The sequence below is a fragment of the Pseudomonas sp. R3-56 genome (genome assembly GCF_051132075.1).
Classification (GTDB): domain Bacteria; phylum Pseudomonadota; class Gammaproteobacteria; order Pseudomonadales; family Pseudomonadaceae; genus Aquipseudomonas.
The window spans coordinates 3,808,260-3,827,789 of sequence record NZ_CP071657.1 but is presented as its reverse complement, the minus strand read 5'-3'; the positions used below and the strand labels follow the sequence as shown (position 1 = coordinate 3,827,789).

The window sequence follows — 19,530 nt, the reverse complement described above, 5'->3', positions numbered from 1 at the left end:
TAGTCTGTAGTCTCGATTTCCACAGGAACACGCTCAGAAGAGGGCGCAACCATGCCGGCTCAGCAGCCACTTCAAATCTCTCGCGCACACCGCTGGGCATATGCATGCGGTATGTCGGTAAAACGTGTTTATCGCAGGTTGAAAGGATTTGAATCTCGTGTGGCTAAACGTGCGGTTGCGACAGGTATGCCTGCGGGTGGGCTATTGGTTCGCGGGACCTTTCTGGTTACGAAGCTGGCATTCATCCTTGGGTTGCTCTTTATCGGTTTCTGGCTGGTCGCTTCTGTGGTGACGATGGTCGCTGTGATTGGACTTCTGGTGTCCAAGGCTGCCATTGATGCGGATATTAGAGAGGCGGCACTCGGGCCAGACTACCTTGGTGCCGACCTCTACATTGGTGACTTCGACGACTACGGGCATTACATCGGCGACAGCAAATCATCTAATTGAGCGGCTAGCCGCCCCCACTATTTGATCCGTACCTTTGCTTGCTGAATCACTTGCTGCTTTGCTGCCGTTCGCCAACATGCCTTGAATCCCGTTTCCTACTGCATATCCTGTCCAGCTCATAGCTCCAAGGAACAGCATAGGCAGTACGATGAACATTGCCCCCATCACATACTCAATCACCTGCGCCGTGACCGTTGCATCCATAAATCCGGATGTCGGCAGCGACAGCAGCACCTGATTGGATGCCGATACTTGGTTGTACAAGGTATCGAGCATGCTGGAGTCGACCCAGCGGGCCAACTCCCACCAGAAGGTCAGCATATGTAGCGTGAACAGCGCGAACGTCACTGTCATGACGGCCTTTAGCTGGTAGGTGCTGACCAGCAGGATCAGCGGCAAGCTGATGATGACGCCCATGATCAGGAAAGCCTGCACCATCGGCAGGGCAGCGCGTAGTGCATTTATTGCCGGGAAGTTGCTGAATGAACCAAGGGCCAGCCCAGTATTGGTGGCCAGGTTATTGAGCCCCTGATTGATCGACCCACCACGAGCGCTGGAGCCGTAGTCCTGGTACACCTGTCCTGGCGACATGGACATCGATTGCTGGCGCGGGCTGACCAGTTCGCGCAGGGTGGCGTCCTCAATCTCGTTACTCGAACGGCCAGTAAACCAACCTTTCAGCTGAGTCAGCAGCGAAGGATCGACTTGCTCGATCAAGCGCTCGCGCAACCCGACACCGTTGTCACTCCACCACTGTTTGCAAGTGGGGTAGCCCGCGCCATTCTCCAACCGTGGCAAGGAAATATCTCGGGTTTCATCGTAGGGCCAACTGACTCGTGGTGTCCGTGAGCGATCGGTGTCGTAGTAGCCCGGAGTGTCGAGAAAATAGCGTGAGCCGATCCAGGACGCATCATGACTTTGTGCCTTGTCCAACTGAGGACGGTTGGTGAACAGCCGAGAACGGGAATAGCCGTAGCAGTCGCGAGTGAAGTCTGCGACTTCCTGCAGCAGTACCTGGTTATCGATGCGCGAGCTGTCGATCTCCATGCGCATCTGTCGGATATCCGGTGCACAGGGGATGGAGGCGGTGGCCGCTGCGGTCACTCCTTTACTTAAGGCGTGAACCAGAAACCACCAGATTGGCACGTTGGCAGAGAGTTCGCCGATGGTGTTGAACGTGGTGCCCCAAGCGGTTTCCGCTGGCTTCGCCACGCTGACACCGCAGCGTTGGCTCGCTGCATCGTCGAACGCCATTGAAGCGAGGTTTAGCGGAAAGGCCGGCGCACAGCCGAACAATACGATGATGTAGGCCAACCAAAGCCGGTTCTCGATCCTCGGTACCGAGAGCAATCCCTTGTTGCCTTCATCCGCGCCTTGCTGGCGGGCCGACAACCACTCTTGCAAGATGATCGCGCCGAAGGGCGCAGCGAACAATCCAGTATCAGACAGGACGTTCCAGATACCGTTGTTGATGATCCAGGCCAGCAGGGAAAGGTAAAACTCCAGGTAGCTGTTAGTGCTCATAAGCATGGTGGGACCTCACAATCGAGTAAGCTCGACGCAGGTAAACAGCAAGAGCCCTAATGTCCCGGCGCGTTTCACGCGAAGTCGGTCCTGTGGTCGATGTCGATAGCGCCTCAGCAGGTCCCACCAGAGTGCAAAGAGGACGCTATAGAGCAGGGCACGCCACCACCGCAGATAAGGCCGTATCGATTCCAAGGCTTGCTGCCAGACCTCGAAACTGCCCAGCGCAGTGCGGCCGATCCAGGCGACCAGTGCGGCGGTCAGGATCATCACCGCGGCAGTCCCCAGACTCGAAAGCAAAGTGAGTGGCGGTGAACGTTTCATGGCTCACTTGCGCCTGGCGTCAGCGTCGTTGAGTCGGCCTGGCTCGGGGTCGCCTTGCTCGACGGTGCGCGACGCATCGGCACCTCCGGCATGCCGATCGAGTACGAGGCTGGCGGTATTGGTTGCCAACATTTGCCGTACCTGCAGCTCGGTCTGCAGCAGGCGTATTTCACGCTCCAGCGTGTCGATGTTTTTCGTCAAGGCCGCTTGGGCCGGTTCGGCGGAAGCGATATTAGGTTCGTGGCTGCCTGCCAGCAGCGTGCGCAATAGCAGGAGCGCTTTGTCGAGCACGCTGGACAGGGCCGTCTCACTGGCCAGGCGCCGTGCCAGGAGTTCCTGATCAGGATCGTCGCGCAGGGCTTCGATTACACCACGGGTCACCGGCAGCATCGGGCTGGAGGCTTTGCTCAGATTGTCAGGGTTCGGCGGCAGAGATCCGGACAGTAAGCCTTGCAGGGTTTTGAGGTGTTCACTGTAGGCCTCCTGGATCAGCGGCGTCAGTCCGCTGCCTGCGGTAGCCCGCAGAGTCTCGCAGGTGTCGCAGGTCGCGACTTCGGTCTCGCCCAACACTCGAGCAGCCCATTCGGATTCCTCTTGGGGTGAGGTCCATGCCTGGCAAATAGCGCCGCCCAGGCAATCACTGCTACTGATCGAGGCGCTGTCATCCACCGACCGGTTATGCAGCAGGTTGTAGCCCGCGCGCACCACATCGGAGGTTGCCCGGATGGGTGTTTGTCCGCTACCCCCAGCCTTCTGCCCGCCGACCCAAGACACCCCATTATTGCCGTTACGGGCCTCGGTTTTTTTCACCGCGGCCACCGCATCACCGCCGGTTTGTTCGAGGTTGCCCTGCATCTCCTGGTTCTTGGCCAATGCGCCCCAGCCGGCTTGACCGACCTTGTCAGCCATCTTTTCGGCCATGGCCTGGCAGGTCAGTTTGGAGCGGTCGAAGTCGATACGCCCCTGCAGCACCCCGTTACTAAGCAACTCATAGAGACCGGGGTTAGCGCGCTGGATGATCAACGCCGGCAGCGACATCACGGCTTGGGTCGCGTTCTGCACGATGCTGCCCATGATCTGCTGGAAACCTTCGGTGACGCCGTTCAACTGGTTTTGCAAGGTATTGGTGAGGCTCATGTTTCCGCACATCATGTTCGCTTGCCAGGATCCGCCGACACCGAGCCCGTTGGGGCGATAGAGCGAGCTCGGCGAGCCCGCTGCCGAGCCGCCACCGATGGTGTACATCACCCGGTCGTCGAGCACTTCGCCTTGAGTGCCTAGACGGTAATCGTCCTCGGCAGCGTGGGCATGCGTGGCCACGGCGAGCAGTCCGCAGAGCAACAAACTCATCGGGCCCAACCATGGTCCTGCAGAAAGCCGACTCATGAAGCACCACCTTCGAAGTCGATGCTGAACAGGAAGGTCTGTCCCTCACGCTTGCAGCAGCTATAGGGACGCCACAGCGACCACGCGTAGCCGCCATCCGCGCTCTGCACCGAATCGCTGGGGAAGATGGCGCATGTGGGTTGAACCACGGGGGAGAGCAATTGCCATTTGTGGGTCGAAGCGTCGTTTTCAACGATTGGGCCAGGCGGCCAATAACCATCGCGTGGTACGGATATGAGCGGGACATACACGTGCGGTTGCCAGTTGCGGGTAATGAGATCACCCGCCCGCTGCGCCATCACCGCAGCGGCTTTGAAATCGTCGGGTTGCACCAAAAATCCTTGTCGGGGATAGACGTTGCCCCACATGTTTCCCTCGAGCTGACGACCGATTTCACGGATCCCGGGCACGAGCGACTCGGGGTAAAGGCTTTCCGGGATGCCATGGCGCCAGGCCAGTGAGTCCAGGGTACTCAGGTAGTAGGGCATGAACGCAGTAGCGCCGCTGGCGCAGGCGTAGCCGGATTGCGAAGCCAGTTGTGTGGCGACCCGGCCACCCGGATGACCAATTCCATCAACGTTTTTGAAACGAGGCAGATTGTCGCGTTGGTTATTCGACGTGATCAGATTACCGCCACCTTCCGCACCATTGATGGGAGCGGAGAGGGTGGCCATCTCGGTCCATGGATTATTGCCGGTGGTGGCGTAGCTGGAAACCACCAGCTCAGGAATGAAATGACGCACCTTGGTCGAGGTTTTGACTGTGCAGCCGAAGGGTGTGCACAGGAGCCAGAAACAAATACCGATGACCCTATATTCGAGACAGCTTGGCGAAAGCGCAGAGGACGTAATGCTGCCGGTGTCCAGCGCCATGCTTGGGCCGCACGCCAGCAACACGCTCAGCGCCAATGGCCGTAGCTTTGTGGGCGGGATTGACGAGCAGGCAATGGGCATGATCCAGGCTCTCGGTGTATGGCCTGGGCAGGTTCGGTTAGGGACTGAAGACTGTCAGCGGGAATTATGAAGGCGGATCTGTCGGATTTATGAGACGTGAGACTATTATTTGACGTGGAGGAGGCTGCGCAGGGTATCGGCGCCTACAAGTAGCTGATCTGTGGTAATTTCAAAAATATTGGCGAGTTTGCATAGGACCAGCAGCGACGGATTGGCCGTGCATCGTTCGATTTGACTGACGTAGGTACGATCCAGCTCGGCCATGAGCGCCAATTGCTCTTGGGTAAGGTTCTTCACGCGTCGCATCAAGCGGATGTTTTCCGCCAACTGCAGACGGAGCTGTTCGAAGTCTTGAGTCATGCGCGCAAATTGCGCCTTGAGGGACTCTCAATCCACGGGATATAGTCTACATTGGCGTTGATCTAGGCTATTTGATGCCCTTGCCTGTTATCGAGCGTTCATTTGGTGTCGTTAAGATTTCATGGCTGGCCTGCGCGTCTAACAATAAATCAGAAATCTAGGGTGTGTATGGACGAAAACTACGTTTCAATTCCTGCGGCGGATGGTTGCTCGAGTCTTCTGACACCTTGGAGCGACGAATTTGCCCCAATGATCGAACGTGGCGTGCAATGCGCCCAGGCTTGGCTTGATACGTCCGGCGAGATTCCACTGTGGTGGGAATTGGCGCAAACGCGCAAAACCTTTCCTGTCGGTGACTGCCAGGATGCTTTTGAAGCTGGTTTTTTGTTGAGGATTCAGCAGCGGCTAAGCAGTGTGCCACCCAGCCCAAATCAAGGTTGAAAAGAACTTCCCTAAAGACGCGTTCAAACACAAAGCTCGAACCGCTCCCAGAGTTCAGCCAGCGTTTCGGCTGCTGAAGCCCCAATACCAGCGCTCTCGAAGAGTTGGTATTGGGTAATCGCCACCAGCGTCTAGTTAACCGCGTCTTTCAGCGATTTACCGGCTTTGAAACTCGGCGTCTTCGAGGCTGCGATCTTGAGGGTGGCCCCCGTTTGAGGGTTACGTCCGTCGCGCGCTGCACGCGCTTTCACCGCAAAGGTACCAAATCCAACCAAGGTGACGTTCTCACCACCTTTCAACGCAGTGGTTATGACGGTTGTGAGGGCATCCAGTGCGCGTCCGGCGGTAGACTTCGGGAGGTCGGCGGAACTCGCTATGGCCTCGATTAGATCGTTTTTATTCATGTGTGACTCCTTCCGCTTGGCTGAGTGTCGACGAGTAATCTACTCAGATAGTTCTCGGATATCTACCACAAAACCGCACTCCAGCCCTGCGCAGACGTAACGCTATTTGGTCTTCAAATCTATCCTAACGTCCCGATTCCTCGGGTCTGGTCAATACGCTCAGCTACCTGGAAAGCTGCTTCCAACTCCGAGCAACCGTTCTCCTGCATCAACCTCCAGCGCTCGGCTTTTTCCTCGGGCTCCGTCATGGCCAAGGCGAGATAGAGGCTGGGTGGTACGGCTCGAAACAGCGTTTCGAGCTTTTTCGACAGCACGACTCCCTCGGTGTATTTCCCAGGCTCTTTACTGGCGGAGAGCAACAAAGCTTTCTGTGCCGGCGTGAGTTTCTTGAATCGTGCAATCTCTTCGATTTCCGCGGGCGGCATGTTCAAGCAAATCCACCATTCGATCATGTTGAGCATGGTCTGCGCGGCGGTGGGGAAGTCGGCAAGGTTTTGCGTTGCCAGCCAGAACCAGGCACCGAGCTTGCGCCACATCTTCGTTCCCTTGACCACAAACGGCGCCAGCAGCGGGTTTTTGGTGATGATATGGCCTTCGTCGGTGACCATGATGATTGGTCGGCCCAAGTACTGGTCGCGCTCGGCAAGGTTGTTCACGGTGTTCATCAGGCTGATGTAGCTGATGGACATCTGGGCTTCGTAGCCTTCACGCGCGTAAGTGGCGAGATCGACAATGGTCACATCGCTTTCGGGCCAAGGTGTGCCTTCGCGATCAAACAGTTCACCCTCGAACCCCTGGCAAAACAGGTCGATGGACTCGCCCATTTCCTGGGCTCGTTCACGACGCTTTTCCGGTAGGTGCGGGTCGGCGGCGACGTGCAGCAAGGCGTCACGCACGTCGCGGGTTAGCACCTGGCGACCCGCTGCGACACAGGTCTGTGCCGCATCGAGAATGCACCCGCGGATCAAGCTGCGATCGGCTCGACTCAGGCGCGCCTCTTCCTTGGTCTCGCCGCCGGTGATCATCAGGCGGGCGGTGATTTCCAATTCGCCAAGAACATCGCGTTGGTCTTCGCGACTGGCTACCGCCTCATCGTCCCACTCATCAATCGACAGGTTCGCCACTTGATCCGGCTGCTCGACAAGGCGCCAAGCATCGGCGAACGGGGCGAGACTGATCGAGGTGCCAGGTTTCAGTTGGACCTTGTTGACCGACAGATCCTGTGTTGCGAAGTATTCGCCCTGCAAACCAAACGAATTGCCGGCTTCGACGATAAACAGGCGAGGGCGGTACACCGCCATGACCTGCATCAGCAGGGTGACCAGGGTGGCCGACTTACCGGCGCCGGTCGGGCCGAACAACAGCAGGTGGCCGTTCATGGCCCGGTCCCGACGTGACAACGGATCAAAACTCAACGGCGAGCCACCACGGTTGAATAGAGTGATGCCCGGGTGGCCGGTGCCGGTGCTGCGGCCCCACACCGGAACCAGGTTCGCCAGGTGCTGGGCGAACATCAGGCGCGTGTACCAGTTGCGCGTGTCGCGGGCCGGGTTGTAAACCATCGGCAACCAACGTAGGTAGCTGTTGCAGGCGGCGACTTCATCGCCTTCGCGTACCGGTTGCAGCCCCGCGCCCAACAGCGCGTTGGCCAGGCTGACCGAGCGCTGGTGCAGTTGCTGTTCATCGTGACCGCGCACATAGAACGCCAGGGTGCCGCGGTACAGCTTATGCTGGCGACCGATGATCGCACGAGCCTCCTCGACATCCTGACGGGTCTGGGTCGAGGCCAGGTTTTCACCGATGGCTTTGCGCGCCAATCGGTTTAACTGGTCTTCGAGCACATCCTGCGGCTTGACCACCAAGGTCAGACTCATCACCGTGCCTTCGGGTAACTGGTCGAATAGGGCATTGGTTGCATCACCCTTACGGTTTTCTCCGGTGAGTTGACCAATCGACGGTGCCCGTCTCAGTTTGTCCACCACCATGACCCGATGGGGTTGCCCATCGAAGTGCCAGAGTCCCCGTTGCGCATCCGAACACGGTTCGTTGAAGAACAACCGTTCGGCGAAGTCGTGATCGAAGGGCAATTCCAGCGACTCGCCATCAGCAGGCTCTGGATAGGCAACACGTTGGTAAAAGCCCTCCGGCGTTTCATCCGTGAGCCTGGGCGCCGGATTGAACCAGGGCAATAACCAGGCATACAAACCGCGGCCGTCAACGCGTGCCGATTGCACGCCGCACGCCTGCAACGAAGCCGCAATACGTTCGCAAGCCTGCTGCAGGGATTGCACAGGGGTGAGTCCCGTATCGTCGGCGCCAGCCTCAAGCCAGCGATAGATCACCAGGCGCACCCGGCGGTTATTGCCACGCCAGGGTAGGCGTGTCACCACCTTATCCTCGAACAGCCCGCCGGGCTTGGCGATGACCTGCAGATGACGGCGAGTGAGGTCCAAGTATGCCTCGGTGAAGATCGTGCCTCGGGCGCCGTCCTGAATATAATCGGTGAGACGCGTCAGGTAGGGGGTGAAGTCGTTGTCGTCCTGGCAGAAAAACTGCGCCACCCACGGCGCTTGATCCAGCTCGTCAAAGCTATCCTGCAGGGCGTCTTCAAGGGCGTCGCGGGCCGCCATCAACCAATCTGGTTCGCGCCCTTCAGTGCCGATGGGCAGCAACTCGAACAACGCACCCACCGAACGATTGTCATCAAGCAGAAAACACTGCTCGGTATCGAGGTATTCGACCCAAGGTAGGTGATCAGTGAAGCTGGGGTTGTGCGCATAGAGTGCAGCTTCATCGGCCAAGGTGGCGCGAGGACGTAATGGGTTGCGCCAGGCTTTCCACGCGCCAGTGCGGTTATCCGAATCGCTGCTACGCACTACAAGTCTTCCTGACGTTCACCCGGTAATGCGTACTGCACCTGTTGGTAGAACGGAAAGACGGTTGAGTACCCCGGGACCGGTGCCTGCTCGGTACCACTCAAATGCGGATACACGTACAGCACCAGATCGGGATTGGGCAGGCGGGGGAACAGACTGTGGATCTCGTTCGCTGCGGTGCGCGTATACGGTTCCTGGAGAGGCGCGGAGAAGTCCGCCTGAGCCAGCGGGCGGCGTAGCTGCTGCCGAGCATCTAACAGTTGCTGCTGAGTGCCTTGCGAACCGGCGCCGCTCCAGATGTCCAGCATGGTTTGCTCGCCATGGGGCAGAAGCGTTTCTTTGTCGGTGGAACACCCTGCCAGGCCCCAGCAGAACGCGCTAATCCAGATTAGGTAGGGAGGCATGATCTTTTTCATGGCGAACGCTCCGGCCCTTGGGCTCGTAGTCGATGGTGATCTCATGGTCGAGGTGAAGAGCGACTTGGGCGGCCGGTGGCACGTACACGGCAGCAAAGGTCTCGCCATAGAGTTTGTTGATCCACTCACGGATGTCGCTGACCCCACCACTGAGAATTGAATTCAGCGCGCTATTGCCACTGCTGCTGGTAACCCCGAGCGTACTGCCGCCCGAACTGATCACGCTGCTGTTGTTCTGCTCATCCCCAAGCAAGGCGGCGACGCCGGCGCCGGCGGCAGTGATCACGCTCTGGCTGCCGAGGTACTGTTGAGCGTTTGAGCGGCGTTCGCCGGCAATGCACGGGATGCCATATGGATCGGACAAGTAACCGAGTCCGCCACGGATCTTGTCGGTGTTCGAGCTCTGAGTGGTGGAGGCGTTGCGGCTGGCTACTGCCTTTGGCTGAGGCACCGTGCGGATGGTGCCATCGGTAAATACAAAGGTGATCGACTCGACCTGTCCGCGTACGCAAGACAGGGTCCAGTCACCGGACGCCGTACCGCTCATCACGGCCCCCGCGACGTCCGGCAGGTCGATGCCGTTGGCCGTCAGGTTCTCCGGACCGACCAGCACCTTGAAGGGATAGGGGTCATTCACGGTGCCGTCCACCGGGACTCGGCCGATCAGCGCGGTCATGGCGATCGAGCCCATCAGCGTGGCGTTTTCGGGGATCGTGTAGACCGGCTTCGCGCCTTCGGTACGATCAGCGGAGCGTGTCAGTTCACGTTCACCCTTGGTGACCTCGCGTAACTGCTTCTGGCTGCGGTCGATGGCATTGTCCTTCAAACCCTCCAGTGAGTTGAAGGCAGTAGGCAGACTCAGCGCGGACACGGTCTTGGTTTTGCCCTGGGCGTCGGTGGGCCGAGCATCCGAGGGCTCAATCCATTGCAATGCATCATTGGCAGAATGCTGCCCTTCGAACTTAGCACCGTCGCCTGGCTCAAGCCCCAATCCGATCGGCATGTCCTTGTCTTTGCCGGTCAGCCCCGAGAGCTGTTCTTGCAATTGTGTCAGCAGGCCACGGGCCTGGCGACTGTCTTGTTCCGCTTTGAGTCGGGCCTCGTTGGCTTGTCGGCGGCCTTCGTCGACTTGCTGGGTCACACTGCCTAGCGCCGTCTGGATACGCGAATCAACACTGTTTTCCCGCTCGCGCAGGCGGATGTTCTCCGTTTGCAACGAATCATTGTGTTTTTTTAAGCCGAGCATGTCGCTGCGCATGGCCTTCACCTGGCCGATCAGGGTGGCGACCGTATCGCGTGGGGTGTCGCCCGCAATACCGAGTGACTTGGCTTGCTCGGCGGATAACTGAAGATTGCCTTGATCAACCGACTTCTCTGGAGAGGAACTGCTGCCATCCGCGACCCAAGTTTTCAGAATAATCAACACCACGCCCAGCAGCGCAGCCGGTACCAGCCATTTGAGCAATGCGTTAGTCCTCATCGCCAGCACCTCGCGCAACGGGCGGAAGCAGTACGGCGTGTTCGAGGCCGGCATCGCGAGTGACGAGGTAGGCGATCGTGGTGTCTTCTGCACTGCCGACCGGCCCGAGGAAAGCATGTTGGAAAGCCGCGGCGAACAGCTTGGCCTGAAGTCGACGTGGATCGAGTTGCACCGTCTCTAAACCACGATTGCGCAATTTCACCGCCGTCACCCAGTATTCACCTAATCGCCAGGCGGCAATGGGTGTGCTGGAAACGTTTTCGGTCGGCAGCAAGGTTGGCAGTTCGCTGCGCAGCTTGAGCGGGACGCGGCGTACGCCGGGCAGGGATTCTACGGTGCGCAGCGGCGCGTACAGGCTTTGCGCGGCGTAGCGCGTCAAAGCGACCGGGATCGGCGTACGTTCTGGAACAGAGGCGGTGCTGGATTCCGTCTCGGTAGCCTGCACCGGAGCGTTCTTGATAATACGCACGGGCTCCAGCGGCTGATCACCAGGTGTGGCCTCGACATCCAGCAGGATGATCTCGCCCGTCGTGACCGATTGCAGTTGCAGTCGAGTCGGGGCAATGGCTTCCGACGCGCGCAAGTACAGCGTGCCGCCGGTAGATTGCACGCGCAGCTTGTCCCTCAGGGATGAGGGCACTCCAACTCGAACATTTTCATCGACAAAGACCACCCGCTCCTGATTGATAACCAGCGGGACCGCAAGGGGAAGGCGTTCCCAGTGCATCAGCTCGACGGCCTGCGCTGCAACGTCCCACAGCATCAGTGCGACGGTGAGTCCCAGAATAGAAATCCGCTTCATGGCTCACCTCCAGACAGGGAGATTTTCTGCGGCGTGCCCTGATAACAATCCAGTGCCAGTCCCCACTTATTGCGTTCGGGGTCCAGGTCGAAACGCACCACGCGCAATGGATAACGCACCACCACCCGCTTCACCGGTTCGGCGGCGTAATACTCATCAGCGTTGAGGTCGAGGGTGACCAGCCAGCTGTCGTGATCGAGTTGCTTGACCCTGAGTTCCGGATATTCGCTGTAACCTCGTCCCAGAATTTCGTAGACGCCACGTACCCGCTGGCGCAGCTCGCCGGCGGCCTTGCGGTACTCGTAGTCGCCCTCGAGGAAGGCTTTGCAGGCGGGTGTCAGGTAGGACTGCAAGCTGTAGATAGCGCGGCGGTAATCCTGTTCGCCATCCGAAGGCCAGCGGTTAAGTTGACCGAAGATGTATAGGGCGAAGGCATAGACATTCTCTGAGGGGATATCCCACCACTTGCGAGTGCTACCCGAGCGCAGGTCCGGCGGGACGTGCACTGTCAGATCAGTAGGTGCCGAGCGCCAGCCATACCAGAGTCCGGCACAGAGCAAGGCAAGGATAATTACCGCCAGACGTAGACTGAAAATGTGGGCCTGTTGGGCATCCACCTTGTTTCGAAAGCGACTCATGGTTGCCACCGCGAAAGAGCAGGGCGCAGCCGACGCGAACGGCGAACCGTCCAGGGGCCGGAGTGGAGGATCAAACTTCCGCGACCCAAGCGCCAACGGCTGGCGAGGATCCATTCGAGTTTGCGGTACAACCAGGTCTCGGGCCGGGCGCGTTTGGCCCGACGCAGTAGCGCGCCACCAGCAAGTAACACCACCGCCATGCCTGCGATCATGCTGGTCGGCGCCACAGCAATGGAGGAGGTGGCAATCGCCAGAGGGACACCCAGCACCAAGCCGATGAATGCGCCGACACCGAGCGCCACCCACATCTCATCGTTGGTCAAACCGCGTAACACGGCGGGATCACGATTGAGTCGCTCAGGCAGAAAAACCAAGGTGCCGTCGGCAAGGCGTTCGATAGTGTCGTTCATGTCGATCTTACAGAATCGCTGCGGCTTTGGTCAGGAACCAGATGATGATCACTACCAACAGAGCTCCGATTCCGACCACCGCACCGAGGTCTTTCCAAGTCTTGCGCTGGTTTTGCACGTCGGCATAAACGGTCAGGGAATGCCAAGCTACACCGAGAAAAGCGAGCAGGGCGATCAGCAGACCGAGCAAGATGCCGCCGTCGTAGGCGTAGTTTTTGATCGTTTCGATCAACCCGGAACCTTCACCCCGTGAAGGCGCTTCCATGGTCGGTAGTTCGGCAAAAGCCAAACTTGGACCAAACACCAGCAGCAGACCGATCAAGCGTTGGCTCGCACGATCACGCAGGTTGTTTTTCAGAGGGGCAAGGCACTTGAGCATGGCGGCGATCTCCTGGATTAGGACAGGGTGAAGAACATCAGGACGAGTATGGTGAGCAAGATGCGGGCGACACTGCCGCCGAAGGCTCCAAAGCGCACACTGCCGTTGGCCCAACCCCGGTAAGCCGTCCACATCACCCAGGCACACCACAGCAAAGCCTGGACCGGTAGTGGTTTCTCTGACCGAGGACGCCTTGCACGATGAACTGCAAGCGCATTTCAGCGAACCTCTGGCTGTCAGCAGGCCGCGTCCTTCACCTGACGAAGTGAGCGGTTTTGTGCGGCTACTGGCTGAGGCCCGGCGGCCGGTGATCATCGCCGGTGCAGGGGTAAAGCGTGCTGGAGCCGAAGCGCTGCTGGTGCAGTTCGCCGAGCGTTGTGCGATTCCTGTATTGGCTGCATGGCGGCGTCACGATGTTTTTCCAAATGGTCATCGGTTGTATTGCGGACACCTGCAAATGGGAACTCCCCCGGCTTTGGTCGATACCCTGCGTCAGGCTGACATGCTAATTGTTATTGGCGCGAGGCTTAACGAGATCACCACCCAGAATTACGCGGCGGTGAGCGCCGGGCAGCGCATCCTGCAAATCGATATCGACGATCACATGCTGGGCAAAGTCTATCCAATCGAACAAGGCATTGTTGCGGATGCGAACCAGGCCCTTCAAGCGCTGCTGGAACAAACATTCGCTGTGCCTTCGGATGACTGGGCTAAATCGCGACGCACCGTCTACGAAGACGTCACCAACCTTGTCGTCGAAACGCATGAGGACTACGTCGACAATCGGCAGATCATTCGCGAGCTGCGAGCACAATTGCCGGACGATTCGATCCTGACCAATGACGCCGGGAACTTCGCAGGTTGGATGCACACGTTTTTCAGCTTTCGCCAGACCAACACCTATGTCGGTGCCGCTTCAGGTGCCATGGGGTATGGCATGCCGGCCGCCATTGGCGTGCAACTGGCTCATCCAGACAAAACCGTGGTTTCCCTGTCCGGCGATGGCGGTTTGATGATGACCATTCAGGAACTGGAAACCGCAGTGCGTCTGAAGCTGCCGATCATTGCCCTGGTGTTCAACAACAACATGTACGGTTCGATCCGCATGCATCAGGAAAAGGCCCATCCTGGGCGGGTCATTGGCTCGGATCTGGGTAATCCTGATTTCGTGCTGTTGGCCCAGGCATTTGGAGCACAGGGTTTACGGGTCAACAATGACGCCGCCTTTGCCGATGCCTTGCGGATTGCGCTTGCGGCCTCGGGACCGGTTCTGATTGAGATTGTCTCTGATCCACAACGTATCTCCGTGCGCCAGACCATAGACCAAATCCGCCAGTCAGGTACCCGACGGTGAGTGCGGAGGGCGACATGGATAGCGTGGGTATCGCACTCGATCGACCGACCGTTTCTGTACAAGCCTGGGGCGCAGGCAGCGGCACCGGAAGAGCGGCGAAGCTCAAGCAACGGCTACCCGCTTTCAGCTACCTTGAAAAAGCGGCACGGCGAAGGATTCCGGGTTTTGCGTTTGACTTTGTAGAGGGTGGAACAGGTGAGCATCTGGCAGCCGAGTGCAATCGCAATGCGTTGGATGCGGTCCAGATCATCCCCCGTTATGGCACTAGCGCAGTCATGAATACTGAGGTCGAGCTGTTTGGCCGGCGCTACGCCAGCCCCATAGGTATTGCGCCGGTTGGGGTTGACGGCCTGGTATGGCCGGGGGCAACCCAATTGTTGGCCAAGGCAGCTCAGCGGGCACGAATTCCCTACATCACCGGTACGCTGGCCAGCGGTTCACTGGAGGAGGTAGCGCGACTCTGCCCCGACAATGTCTGGCTGCAGCTTTATGGTCTTCCAAGGGACGAGCACCGGGTCACCTTCGATCTGATCCGGCGTGCTGAAGACTGTGGTGTGCATGTGCTGGTCGCCACTTTGGACGCGCCGGTACGCGCCAAGCGGCCTCGGGATTTGCACAACGGCCTGATCGTTCCGTTCCGCATGACGCCGCGCACCGTCTGGCAAGTGGCGACGTCGTTGCCCTGGACGCGAGCGTTGTTCAGGAGCGGGGCGCCAGGGTTCCCCAATATCGAGCGCTACGTCGGTGGCGGAAGCGGCATGGCAGCAACCGCCGGTTTCGTGCAGCGCGAAATCAAAGGCACCTTCGACTGGGAGACGCTGGCGCGCATGCGCGATGCATGGCCCAGGGCGCTGGTGGTCAAAGGGGTGCTGCACCCGGACGATGCCGAACGCGCGATCAACCTCGGCATCGACGGCATTTTGGTCTCCAATCATGGCGGGCGGCAATCCGAGGCTGCACCACCTTCCATCGACATGTTGCCAAGTATTGCCCGAGTTGTAGGAGAGCGCGCCACCGTACTGTTCGACAGTGGCATTCGTAGCGGCCTGGATGTCGCGCGTGCCGTGGCGTTGGGGGCTCGCGGCACCTTTTGCGGGCGAGCTTTTCTCTATGGCCTCGCAGCGCTGGGGAACGAGGGGCCTGACCATGTAGCGCAATTGCTTGACGACGAACTGCGTACTGCGCTGGCGCAAAACGGAGCTTACAGCTGCGCACAGCTACGCAATGCGGCCGTACGTCATCCTGCCGCCTGGCAGGTTTGATCGTGATCAAGGCCAATCGATAACAATTTCAATAGCGAGATTACCCATGTCAAACGACCAGACTCCTTATCTCGACCAACCGCTGCCGCCTGGTGCCACGCTACGTGGCTGGCTGGATCATTTGCAAAGCAGCCAGCGCCTGACGCTGGTCGAGGCTGGTACGGCGTTGCGCTTTGGCGTAGCAGCAGTGGCCAATCGTCTGGATGGCCAGAGTGCTTCACTGTTTCTTGCCCCTGACCAGCACGCAATCCCGGTGGTTTCCGGTTTGCTCTCTGACCGCCTGTGGATGGCTGAAGCCATGGGCGTCAAGCCCTCTGAGGTGCTCAACCGGTTTCAGGATGCCAGCCTCAACCCCATCGCCGGTCAGGAAGTTCCGGATGCTCCGTGTCAGACCGTGGTGCACCACGAAGTCGATCTGCTGAAGCAGCTGCCCATCCCGACCCATAACGAGCATGACAGCGGGGCCTACATCACGGCAGGTCTGCTGATTACTCGTAATCCGCGCACCGGTATTCAGAACGTTTCTATCCACCGGTTGCAGGTCAGTTCGGCCAATCGTCTAGGCGCGTTGTTGTTGCCTCGACATGCCCTGGCGTTTTTCCAAGAAGTCGAAGGTACAGGGGAGGATCTGGAAGTTGCGGTGGTTATCGGTGCAGACCCTCTGACCCTCCTAGCGTCTCAGGCTATCGTGCCCATTGATCACGATGAGCTGGAAATCGCCGGAGCGCTGCATGGGCGTCCGCTGCCACTGGTGCGTTGCGTGACCAATCGGATTCGTGTCCCGGCGGATGCGGAAATCGTTCTGGAGGGACGCTTGTTGGCCAACGTGCGTGAACTGGAAGGGCCTTTTGGTGAATTCCCGCAGTACTACGGCGAGCGTGCCGAGCGCCACGTAATTGAGGTGGACGCCATTACTCACCGGCTGGCGCCGATTTTCCATACCATCGTGGGTGGTGGGCTAGAGCATCTGTTGTTGGGCGGCATTCCTCGGGAGGCGACGCTGCTGGCCCACCTGCGGCGCAGTTTTCCCGGTGTACGTGACGTGCATCTAGCCAAGGGCGGCGTCTGCCGCTATCACCTGTACGTGCAACTGGACAAACGCTCTGAAGGCGAAGCGAAGAATGTGATTTTAGGCGCGTTCGGCGGTCACTACGATCTCAAGCATGTGGTGGTGGTCGACCTTGATGTGGATATTCATAATCCGACTGAAGTTGAGTGGGCGATTGCCACGCGGTTTCAGGCCGACCTTGATCTAGTGCTAGTACATGAGGCCCAGGGTTCGAAGCTCGACCCATCGACGCGCGACGGCGTTGGCTCGAAGATGGGCTACGACGCCACGGTGCCATTATCAGCGCCACAGATGCGCTTCAAGCGCATCCGCGTGCCTGGCGAAGCGGAGGTCGACGTGGAGGCTGTGACGCGACCGGCACCTGTTGATTGGCAGCGCCTATTCTGACTGAGTAAGCCCAAGCAACAATGCCGAATCTCTTCGTGGGGATTGGGCATCGTTGTTTCTGCGGGGCTGTGGCGTCAGCAGCCAGCGGTTCATGTCCCGGTGTAGCTGTCCACAACGCGTCGATATTGACTGGGCGACGCACCGATATGCTGACGAAAGAACCGTGTGAAGTGACCTTGTTCGGAGAATCCGAGGCTTTCCGAGAGCAGGCCGAGGGTACCGCTACGCTCGTGTTCCAGCCAGGTGAATGCGCGGCGCATGCGGGCGTCGTTGACCAGCAGGGTCGGTGTCATGCCCGTATCTTTCTTGAACAATGCGAAGAAGTGCGCTCTGGACAGTCCACTGGCACGCGCTGCATTGTCGATCAGGTCGGGTTCTTCAAGATGTTCGAGCAGGTAAGCCGTGCCACGGCGGATGCGTGCGTCGCGAAACCCGCCATGGCTCGGCGCACCCTGGCGCCATAGTTGCCGCCACTGGGAAAAGTCTTCGATCAGCTGGATCAAGAAATCGAACAGCAGGAACTCGATACGCTCCTTGGGTACCAATGCGTAGCCGTGCATCTCGGCAATCAGTATATCGGCCAGGGTGCGAAGTTTCAGCGACAGATCAATACATGGATACTCAAAGAAATCCGGGCGCGCGCTCAACGCCAGCGACTGCTGGGCGGTGGCCAGCCATGCCGGTTCGATGTACAAGGCCAGAATCAGCGTATTACCGGCCCCAGGTTGCGGGTCATAACAATGCGGCTCCCAGGCATTGACTAGCACTGCGCTGCGATCCGCCAGGGGGACTCGGCGGCCATTGACGTTGAAATAGGTGTCTTCTCCGCAAACCTTGAGCAGCACATGGCATTCGGAATGGGTATGAGTCACCAAGGCCCGGTCCATGTTGAGCAACGCGACACGGCCAAACTTTCCGTGAAGCACTCGTTGGGCAATTGACATTGGGTGCCTCCCTCGCTCGCTCGAAGCGGCTGTTATTTTGCGGCTGCGCCGAAGGAGTAGGGCAGTCGTTGTTCGGTTTGGCGTGACGTTGTTTTGCACGGCCGCATCATCGCAGATCGATAGCGCAGTCAAAGGTCCAATATCCCGTAGACCAAGGCCTGCGTCCAGACAGATTTGGTTGGCAGGGCGATGTTCCGCTCAATGGCCGCCTATCCAAACTTGCCTGTTTCTTCACCCGTCCAAAGCGACTGCGGTTTAATTGAAGTTTCCCTTGGTTTCCGGCACAACCAGGCTGCCGACTAGATAGATCAGCGACAGCACCACAGCGAAAATCGCCAGCACCTGAGGAATTTGCGCCGGGCTGCTACTGGCCAGGGAAACGAAGGTCGGCATGGTCCCGCCCAGGGCGAAGCCGATATTCCACGACAGCCCGGTGCCGCTGGCGCGCAGTTCGGTCGCAAAGCGTTCATTGAGGAAGATCAGGATAGGTGCAATCATCGCCCCGCCCATGAAGGCGATGCCTGAGCAGTACAGCGCGGTTTGCAGCAGCGAGCCGGGTTCGGCGACGTGAACAAACATCAGCGGCAGGCTGACCAGATTGAGCGCGCCCAGAACAACGAAGGTCTTTTTTCGACCTATCAGATCGCTGACAAAGCCGAACACGAGTGAGCCGACAATGGTGCTCAACGAGCCGTACATCAACAGTTGCGACGTTTCGGTGTGGGGCACTTTGGCGACCACGTTGAGCAGCGTCGGCAAGTAACCGCAGGCCAGATAATAAGTAGCTCCGCCACCGAAAGTGATCAGCAGGTTGATCAGCATGACCTTGCGGTATTCTATGCCGAACAGGCGCTTGAGCGGTGACTGCGTCGGTTTCGCCGGGGTGTTCTTGCGGGTTTCCTGCAGTTGGCGCCACACCGGCGTCTCTTCCAGGAAGCGAAACATCAATAAACCGAAGACGGTGCTGATCAAGCCGCAGAAAAACATGCAGCGCCAGCCCCACACGTCGAACTCGGCGCCGGGGAAGATTTCGGAAAGCACCAGATAGGCGAACGATGCCAGCAACGAGCCCATGCCGGCGCCAGCTCCGCCGATCAGGCCGGACATCAGGCCCCGGTAGCGCGGCGAGATGGATTCTGTGCCAATGGTGTGAGTCGAGGCCACGATACCGCCGACGAAAATCCCCTGAACGATCCGCAGAATTAGAAACAGCACCGGCGCAATGACGCCCACCTGGGCCAGGGTGGGCAGCACGCCGAACAGCGCGGTGGAAATGCCGACGCCCACCATCGATACCATCAGTGCACGTTTGCGCCCGTGTTTGTCGGCATAGGCACCAAAGATCGCCGAGCCCAGCGGACGCACCAGCAGCGCCACGGCAAACGATGCGTAGACCGCCGCGAGAGACAGGGTTGGCGTATCCGATGGAAAAAACAGTCGGCCAATGATCGGCGCCACATACAGCAGGATGAAAAGATCAAACAGGTCCAGCGCCCAGCCAAATGTCGACGCGAAGCCTGCCAGTAATGCCTTGCGGGCGGGCAGATAGCCCGCGGCGGGCACGTCCGGCGGCGAGGCGGTTGAGTGCGTCGTGGTGCTATCGATTGTTGCCATGACAGTGACTCCTATTTTTGTAGTTATCAGGGAGAAACCTACTCAAACAAGCGCTGG

Annotated in this window: 20 protein-coding genes and 1 pseudogene; 5 read left to right on the top strand and 16 right to left on the bottom strand. The window is 58.9% G+C overall.

Annotated elements, in window-relative coordinates; all coding sequences use genetic code 11:
* Positions 1-51 precede the first annotated feature (51 nt).
* Positions 52-450: a DUF3742 family protein gene (locus J3P96_RS17165; RefSeq protein ID WP_434652539.1), complete on the top strand. Its 399-nt coding sequence runs from the start codon at positions 52-54 to the stop codon at positions 448-450.
* On the opposite strand, the gene J3P96_RS17160 is transcribed toward J3P96_RS17165, so the two are convergent.
* The 5 genes from J3P96_RS17160 to J3P96_RS17140 all read right to left on the bottom strand — a co-directional run bounded on the left by J3P96_RS17160 (position 439) and on the right by J3P96_RS17140 (position 4,997).
* Positions 439-1,980 carry a conjugal transfer protein TraG N-terminal domain-containing protein gene (locus J3P96_RS17160; RefSeq protein WP_434652537.1) on the bottom strand — a complete coding sequence of 514 codons (1,542 nt, stop codon included), beginning with the start codon at positions 1,978-1,980 and terminating at the stop codon, positions 439-441. The genes J3P96_RS17165 and J3P96_RS17160 overlap by 12 nt on opposite strands.
* A gap of 9 nt (positions 1,981-1,989) precedes the next feature.
* On the bottom strand, positions 1,990-2,298 hold the full coding sequence (locus tag J3P96_RS17155; protein ID WP_150689147.1) for a hypothetical protein: 309 nt from the start codon (positions 2,296-2,298) through the stop codon (positions 1,990-1,992).
* 3 nt (positions 2,299-2,301) lie between these two features.
* Positions 2,302-3,684: an integrating conjugative element protein gene (locus tag J3P96_RS17150; protein WP_434652534.1), complete on the bottom strand. Its 1,383-nt coding sequence runs from the start codon at positions 3,682-3,684 to the stop codon at positions 2,302-2,304.
* Entirely contained in the window at positions 3,681-4,637 is a 957-nt protein-coding gene (locus J3P96_RS17145; RefSeq protein WP_434652532.1) for a TIGR03756 family integrating conjugative element protein, read from the bottom strand. Before J3P96_RS17145 ends, J3P96_RS17150 begins: the two co-directional genes overlap by 4 nt.
* 105 nt (positions 4,638-4,742) lie before the next feature.
* Positions 4,743-4,997 carry a helix-turn-helix domain-containing protein gene (locus J3P96_RS17140; protein WP_150689144.1) on the bottom strand — a complete coding sequence of 85 codons (255 nt, stop codon included), beginning with the start codon at positions 4,995-4,997 and terminating at the stop codon, positions 4,743-4,745.
* A 168-nt stretch (positions 4,998-5,165) separates the two neighbouring features.
* Here J3P96_RS17140 and J3P96_RS17135 point away from each other — a divergent pair, with 168 nt between their 5' ends.
* Positions 5,166-5,438 carry a LasR-specific antiactivator QslA gene (locus J3P96_RS17135; protein WP_150689143.1) on the top strand — a complete coding sequence of 91 codons (273 nt, stop codon included), beginning with the start codon at positions 5,166-5,168 and terminating at the stop codon, positions 5,436-5,438.
* A gap of 131 nt (positions 5,439-5,569) precedes the next feature.
* On the opposite strand, the gene J3P96_RS17130 is transcribed toward J3P96_RS17135, so the two are convergent.
* The 9 genes and pseudogenes from J3P96_RS17130 to J3P96_RS17090 all read right to left on the bottom strand — a co-directional run.
* The gene (locus J3P96_RS17130) at positions 5,570-5,842 is read right to left on the bottom strand and encodes an HU family DNA-binding protein (RefSeq protein ID WP_150689142.1); all 273 of its coding nucleotides are present in this window, start codon (positions 5,840-5,842) and stop codon (positions 5,570-5,572) included.
* A 119-nt stretch (positions 5,843-5,961) separates the two neighbouring features.
* A complete protein-coding gene (locus J3P96_RS17125; RefSeq protein WP_434652529.1) occupies positions 5,962-8,718 on the bottom strand; it encodes a conjugative transfer ATPase in 2,757 nt (918 codons plus the stop codon).
* Complete coding sequence (locus J3P96_RS17120; RefSeq protein WP_434652527.1) at positions 8,718-9,134, bottom strand: TIGR03751 family conjugal transfer lipoprotein; 417 nt, start codon at positions 9,132-9,134, stop codon at positions 8,718-8,720. Before J3P96_RS17120 ends, J3P96_RS17125 begins: the two co-directional genes overlap by 1 nt.
* Positions 9,097-10,614, bottom strand: coding sequence for a TIGR03752 family integrating conjugative element protein (locus tag J3P96_RS17115; protein WP_434652525.1), 1,518 nt, complete (start codon positions 10,612-10,614; stop codon positions 9,097-9,099). The genes J3P96_RS17120 and J3P96_RS17115 overlap by 38 nt, the downstream gene beginning before the upstream one ends.
* Complete coding sequence (locus J3P96_RS17110) at positions 10,604-11,416, bottom strand: TIGR03749 family integrating conjugative element protein (RefSeq protein WP_434652523.1); 813 nt, start codon at positions 11,414-11,416, stop codon at positions 10,604-10,606. The genes J3P96_RS17115 and J3P96_RS17110 overlap by 11 nt, the downstream gene beginning before the upstream one ends.
* Complete coding sequence (locus J3P96_RS17105) at positions 11,413-12,054, bottom strand: PFL_4703 family integrating conjugative element protein (RefSeq protein WP_434652521.1); 642 nt, start codon at positions 12,052-12,054, stop codon at positions 11,413-11,415. Before J3P96_RS17105 ends, J3P96_RS17110 begins: the two co-directional genes overlap by 4 nt.
* Complete coding sequence (locus J3P96_RS17100; protein ID WP_434652519.1) at positions 12,051-12,464, bottom strand: TIGR03750 family conjugal transfer protein; 414 nt, start codon at positions 12,462-12,464, stop codon at positions 12,051-12,053. Before J3P96_RS17100 ends, J3P96_RS17105 begins: the two co-directional genes overlap by 4 nt.
* A gap of 7 nt (positions 12,465-12,471) precedes the next feature.
* Positions 12,472-12,843, bottom strand: coding sequence for a TIGR03745 family integrating conjugative element membrane protein (locus tag J3P96_RS17095; RefSeq protein WP_434652517.1), 372 nt, complete (start codon positions 12,841-12,843; stop codon positions 12,472-12,474).
* A gap of 17 nt (positions 12,844-12,860) precedes the next feature.
* Positions 12,861-13,007: pseudogene (locus J3P96_RS17090) on the bottom strand (TIGR03758 family integrating conjugative element protein); the annotation flags it as partial.
* A gap of 29 nt (positions 13,008-13,036) precedes the next feature.
* On the opposite strand from J3P96_RS17090, the gene J3P96_RS17085 reads away from it, so the two are divergent.
* The 3 genes from J3P96_RS17085 to J3P96_RS17075 are packed head-to-tail and all read left to right on the top strand — an operon-like array spanning position 13,037 to position 16,915.
* Positions 13,037-14,197, top strand: a complete 1,161-nt coding sequence (locus tag J3P96_RS17085; RefSeq protein WP_434652515.1) for a thiamine pyrophosphate-dependent enzyme — start codon at positions 13,037-13,039, stop codon at positions 14,195-14,197.
* Entirely contained in the window at positions 14,194-15,459 is a 1,266-nt protein-coding gene (locus tag J3P96_RS17080) for an alpha-hydroxy acid oxidase (RefSeq protein WP_434652513.1), read from the top strand. The genes J3P96_RS17085 and J3P96_RS17080 overlap by 4 nt, the downstream gene beginning before the upstream one ends.
* A gap of 46 nt (positions 15,460-15,505) precedes the next feature.
* Entirely contained in the window at positions 15,506-16,915 is a 1,410-nt protein-coding gene (locus tag J3P96_RS17075) for a UbiD family decarboxylase (RefSeq protein WP_434652511.1), read from the top strand.
* A gap of 89 nt (positions 16,916-17,004) precedes the next feature.
* Here the strand turns inward: J3P96_RS17075 and J3P96_RS17070 are convergent, their stop codons facing one another.
* The gene (locus tag J3P96_RS17070; protein WP_434652509.1) at positions 17,005-17,859 is read right to left on the bottom strand and encodes an AraC family transcriptional regulator; all 855 of its coding nucleotides are present in this window, start codon (positions 17,857-17,859) and stop codon (positions 17,005-17,007) included.
* Between the two features lie 255 nt (positions 17,860-18,114).
* Positions 18,115-19,473, bottom strand: a complete 1,359-nt coding sequence (locus J3P96_RS17065; RefSeq protein ID WP_434652508.1) for an MFS transporter — start codon at positions 19,471-19,473, stop codon at positions 18,115-18,117.
* Positions 19,474-19,530 lie beyond the last annotated feature (57 nt).

Coding starts and splice junctions, on each gene's coding strand:
- J3P96_RS17165 (WP_434652539.1), top strand. CDS start 52: ATGCCGGCTCAGCAGCCACTTCAAATCTCTCGCGCACACCGCTGGGCA.
- J3P96_RS17160 (WP_434652537.1), bottom strand. CDS start 1,980: ATGCTTATGAGCACTAACAGCTACCTGGAGTTTTACCTTTCCCTGCTG.
- J3P96_RS17155 (WP_150689147.1), bottom strand. CDS start 2,298: ATGAAACGTTCACCGCCACTCACTTTGCTTTCGAGTCTGGGGACTGCC.
- J3P96_RS17150 (WP_434652534.1), bottom strand. CDS start 3,684: ATGAGTCGGCTTTCTGCAGGACCATGGTTGGGCCCGATGAGTTTGTTG.
- J3P96_RS17145 (WP_434652532.1), bottom strand. CDS start 4,637: ATGCCCATTGCCTGCTCGTCAATCCCGCCCACAAAGCTACGGCCATTG.
- J3P96_RS17140 (WP_150689144.1), bottom strand. CDS start 4,997: ATGACTCAAGACTTCGAACAGCTCCGTCTGCAGTTGGCGGAAAACATC.
- J3P96_RS17135 (WP_150689143.1), top strand. CDS start 5,166: ATGGACGAAAACTACGTTTCAATTCCTGCGGCGGATGGTTGCTCGAGT.
- J3P96_RS17130 (WP_150689142.1), bottom strand. CDS start 5,842: ATGAATAAAAACGATCTAATCGAGGCCATAGCGAGTTCCGCCGACCTC.
- J3P96_RS17120 (WP_434652527.1), bottom strand. CDS start 9,134: ATGAAAAAGATCATGCCTCCCTACCTAATCTGGATTAGCGCGTTCTGC.
- J3P96_RS17115 (WP_434652525.1), bottom strand. CDS start 10,614: ATGAGGACTAACGCATTGCTCAAATGGCTGGTACCGGCTGCGCTGCTG.
- J3P96_RS17110 (WP_434652523.1), bottom strand. CDS start 11,416: ATGAAGCGGATTTCTATTCTGGGACTCACCGTCGCACTGATGCTGTGG.
- J3P96_RS17105 (WP_434652521.1), bottom strand. CDS start 12,054: ATGAGTCGCTTTCGAAACAAGGTGGATGCCCAACAGGCCCACATTTTC.
- J3P96_RS17100 (WP_434652519.1), bottom strand. CDS start 12,464: ATGAACGACACTATCGAACGCCTTGCCGACGGCACCTTGGTTTTTCTG.
- J3P96_RS17095 (WP_434652517.1), bottom strand. CDS start 12,843: ATGCTCAAGTGCCTTGCCCCTCTGAAAAACAACCTGCGTGATCGTGCG.
- J3P96_RS17075 (WP_434652511.1), top strand. CDS start 15,506: ATGTCAAACGACCAGACTCCTTATCTCGACCAACCGCTGCCGCCTGGT.
- J3P96_RS17070 (WP_434652509.1), bottom strand. CDS start 17,859: ATGTCAATTGCCCAACGAGTGCTTCACGGAAAGTTTGGCCGTGTCGCG.
- J3P96_RS17065 (WP_434652508.1), bottom strand. CDS start 19,473: ATGGCAACAATCGATAGCACCACGACGCACTCAACCGCCTCGCCGCCG.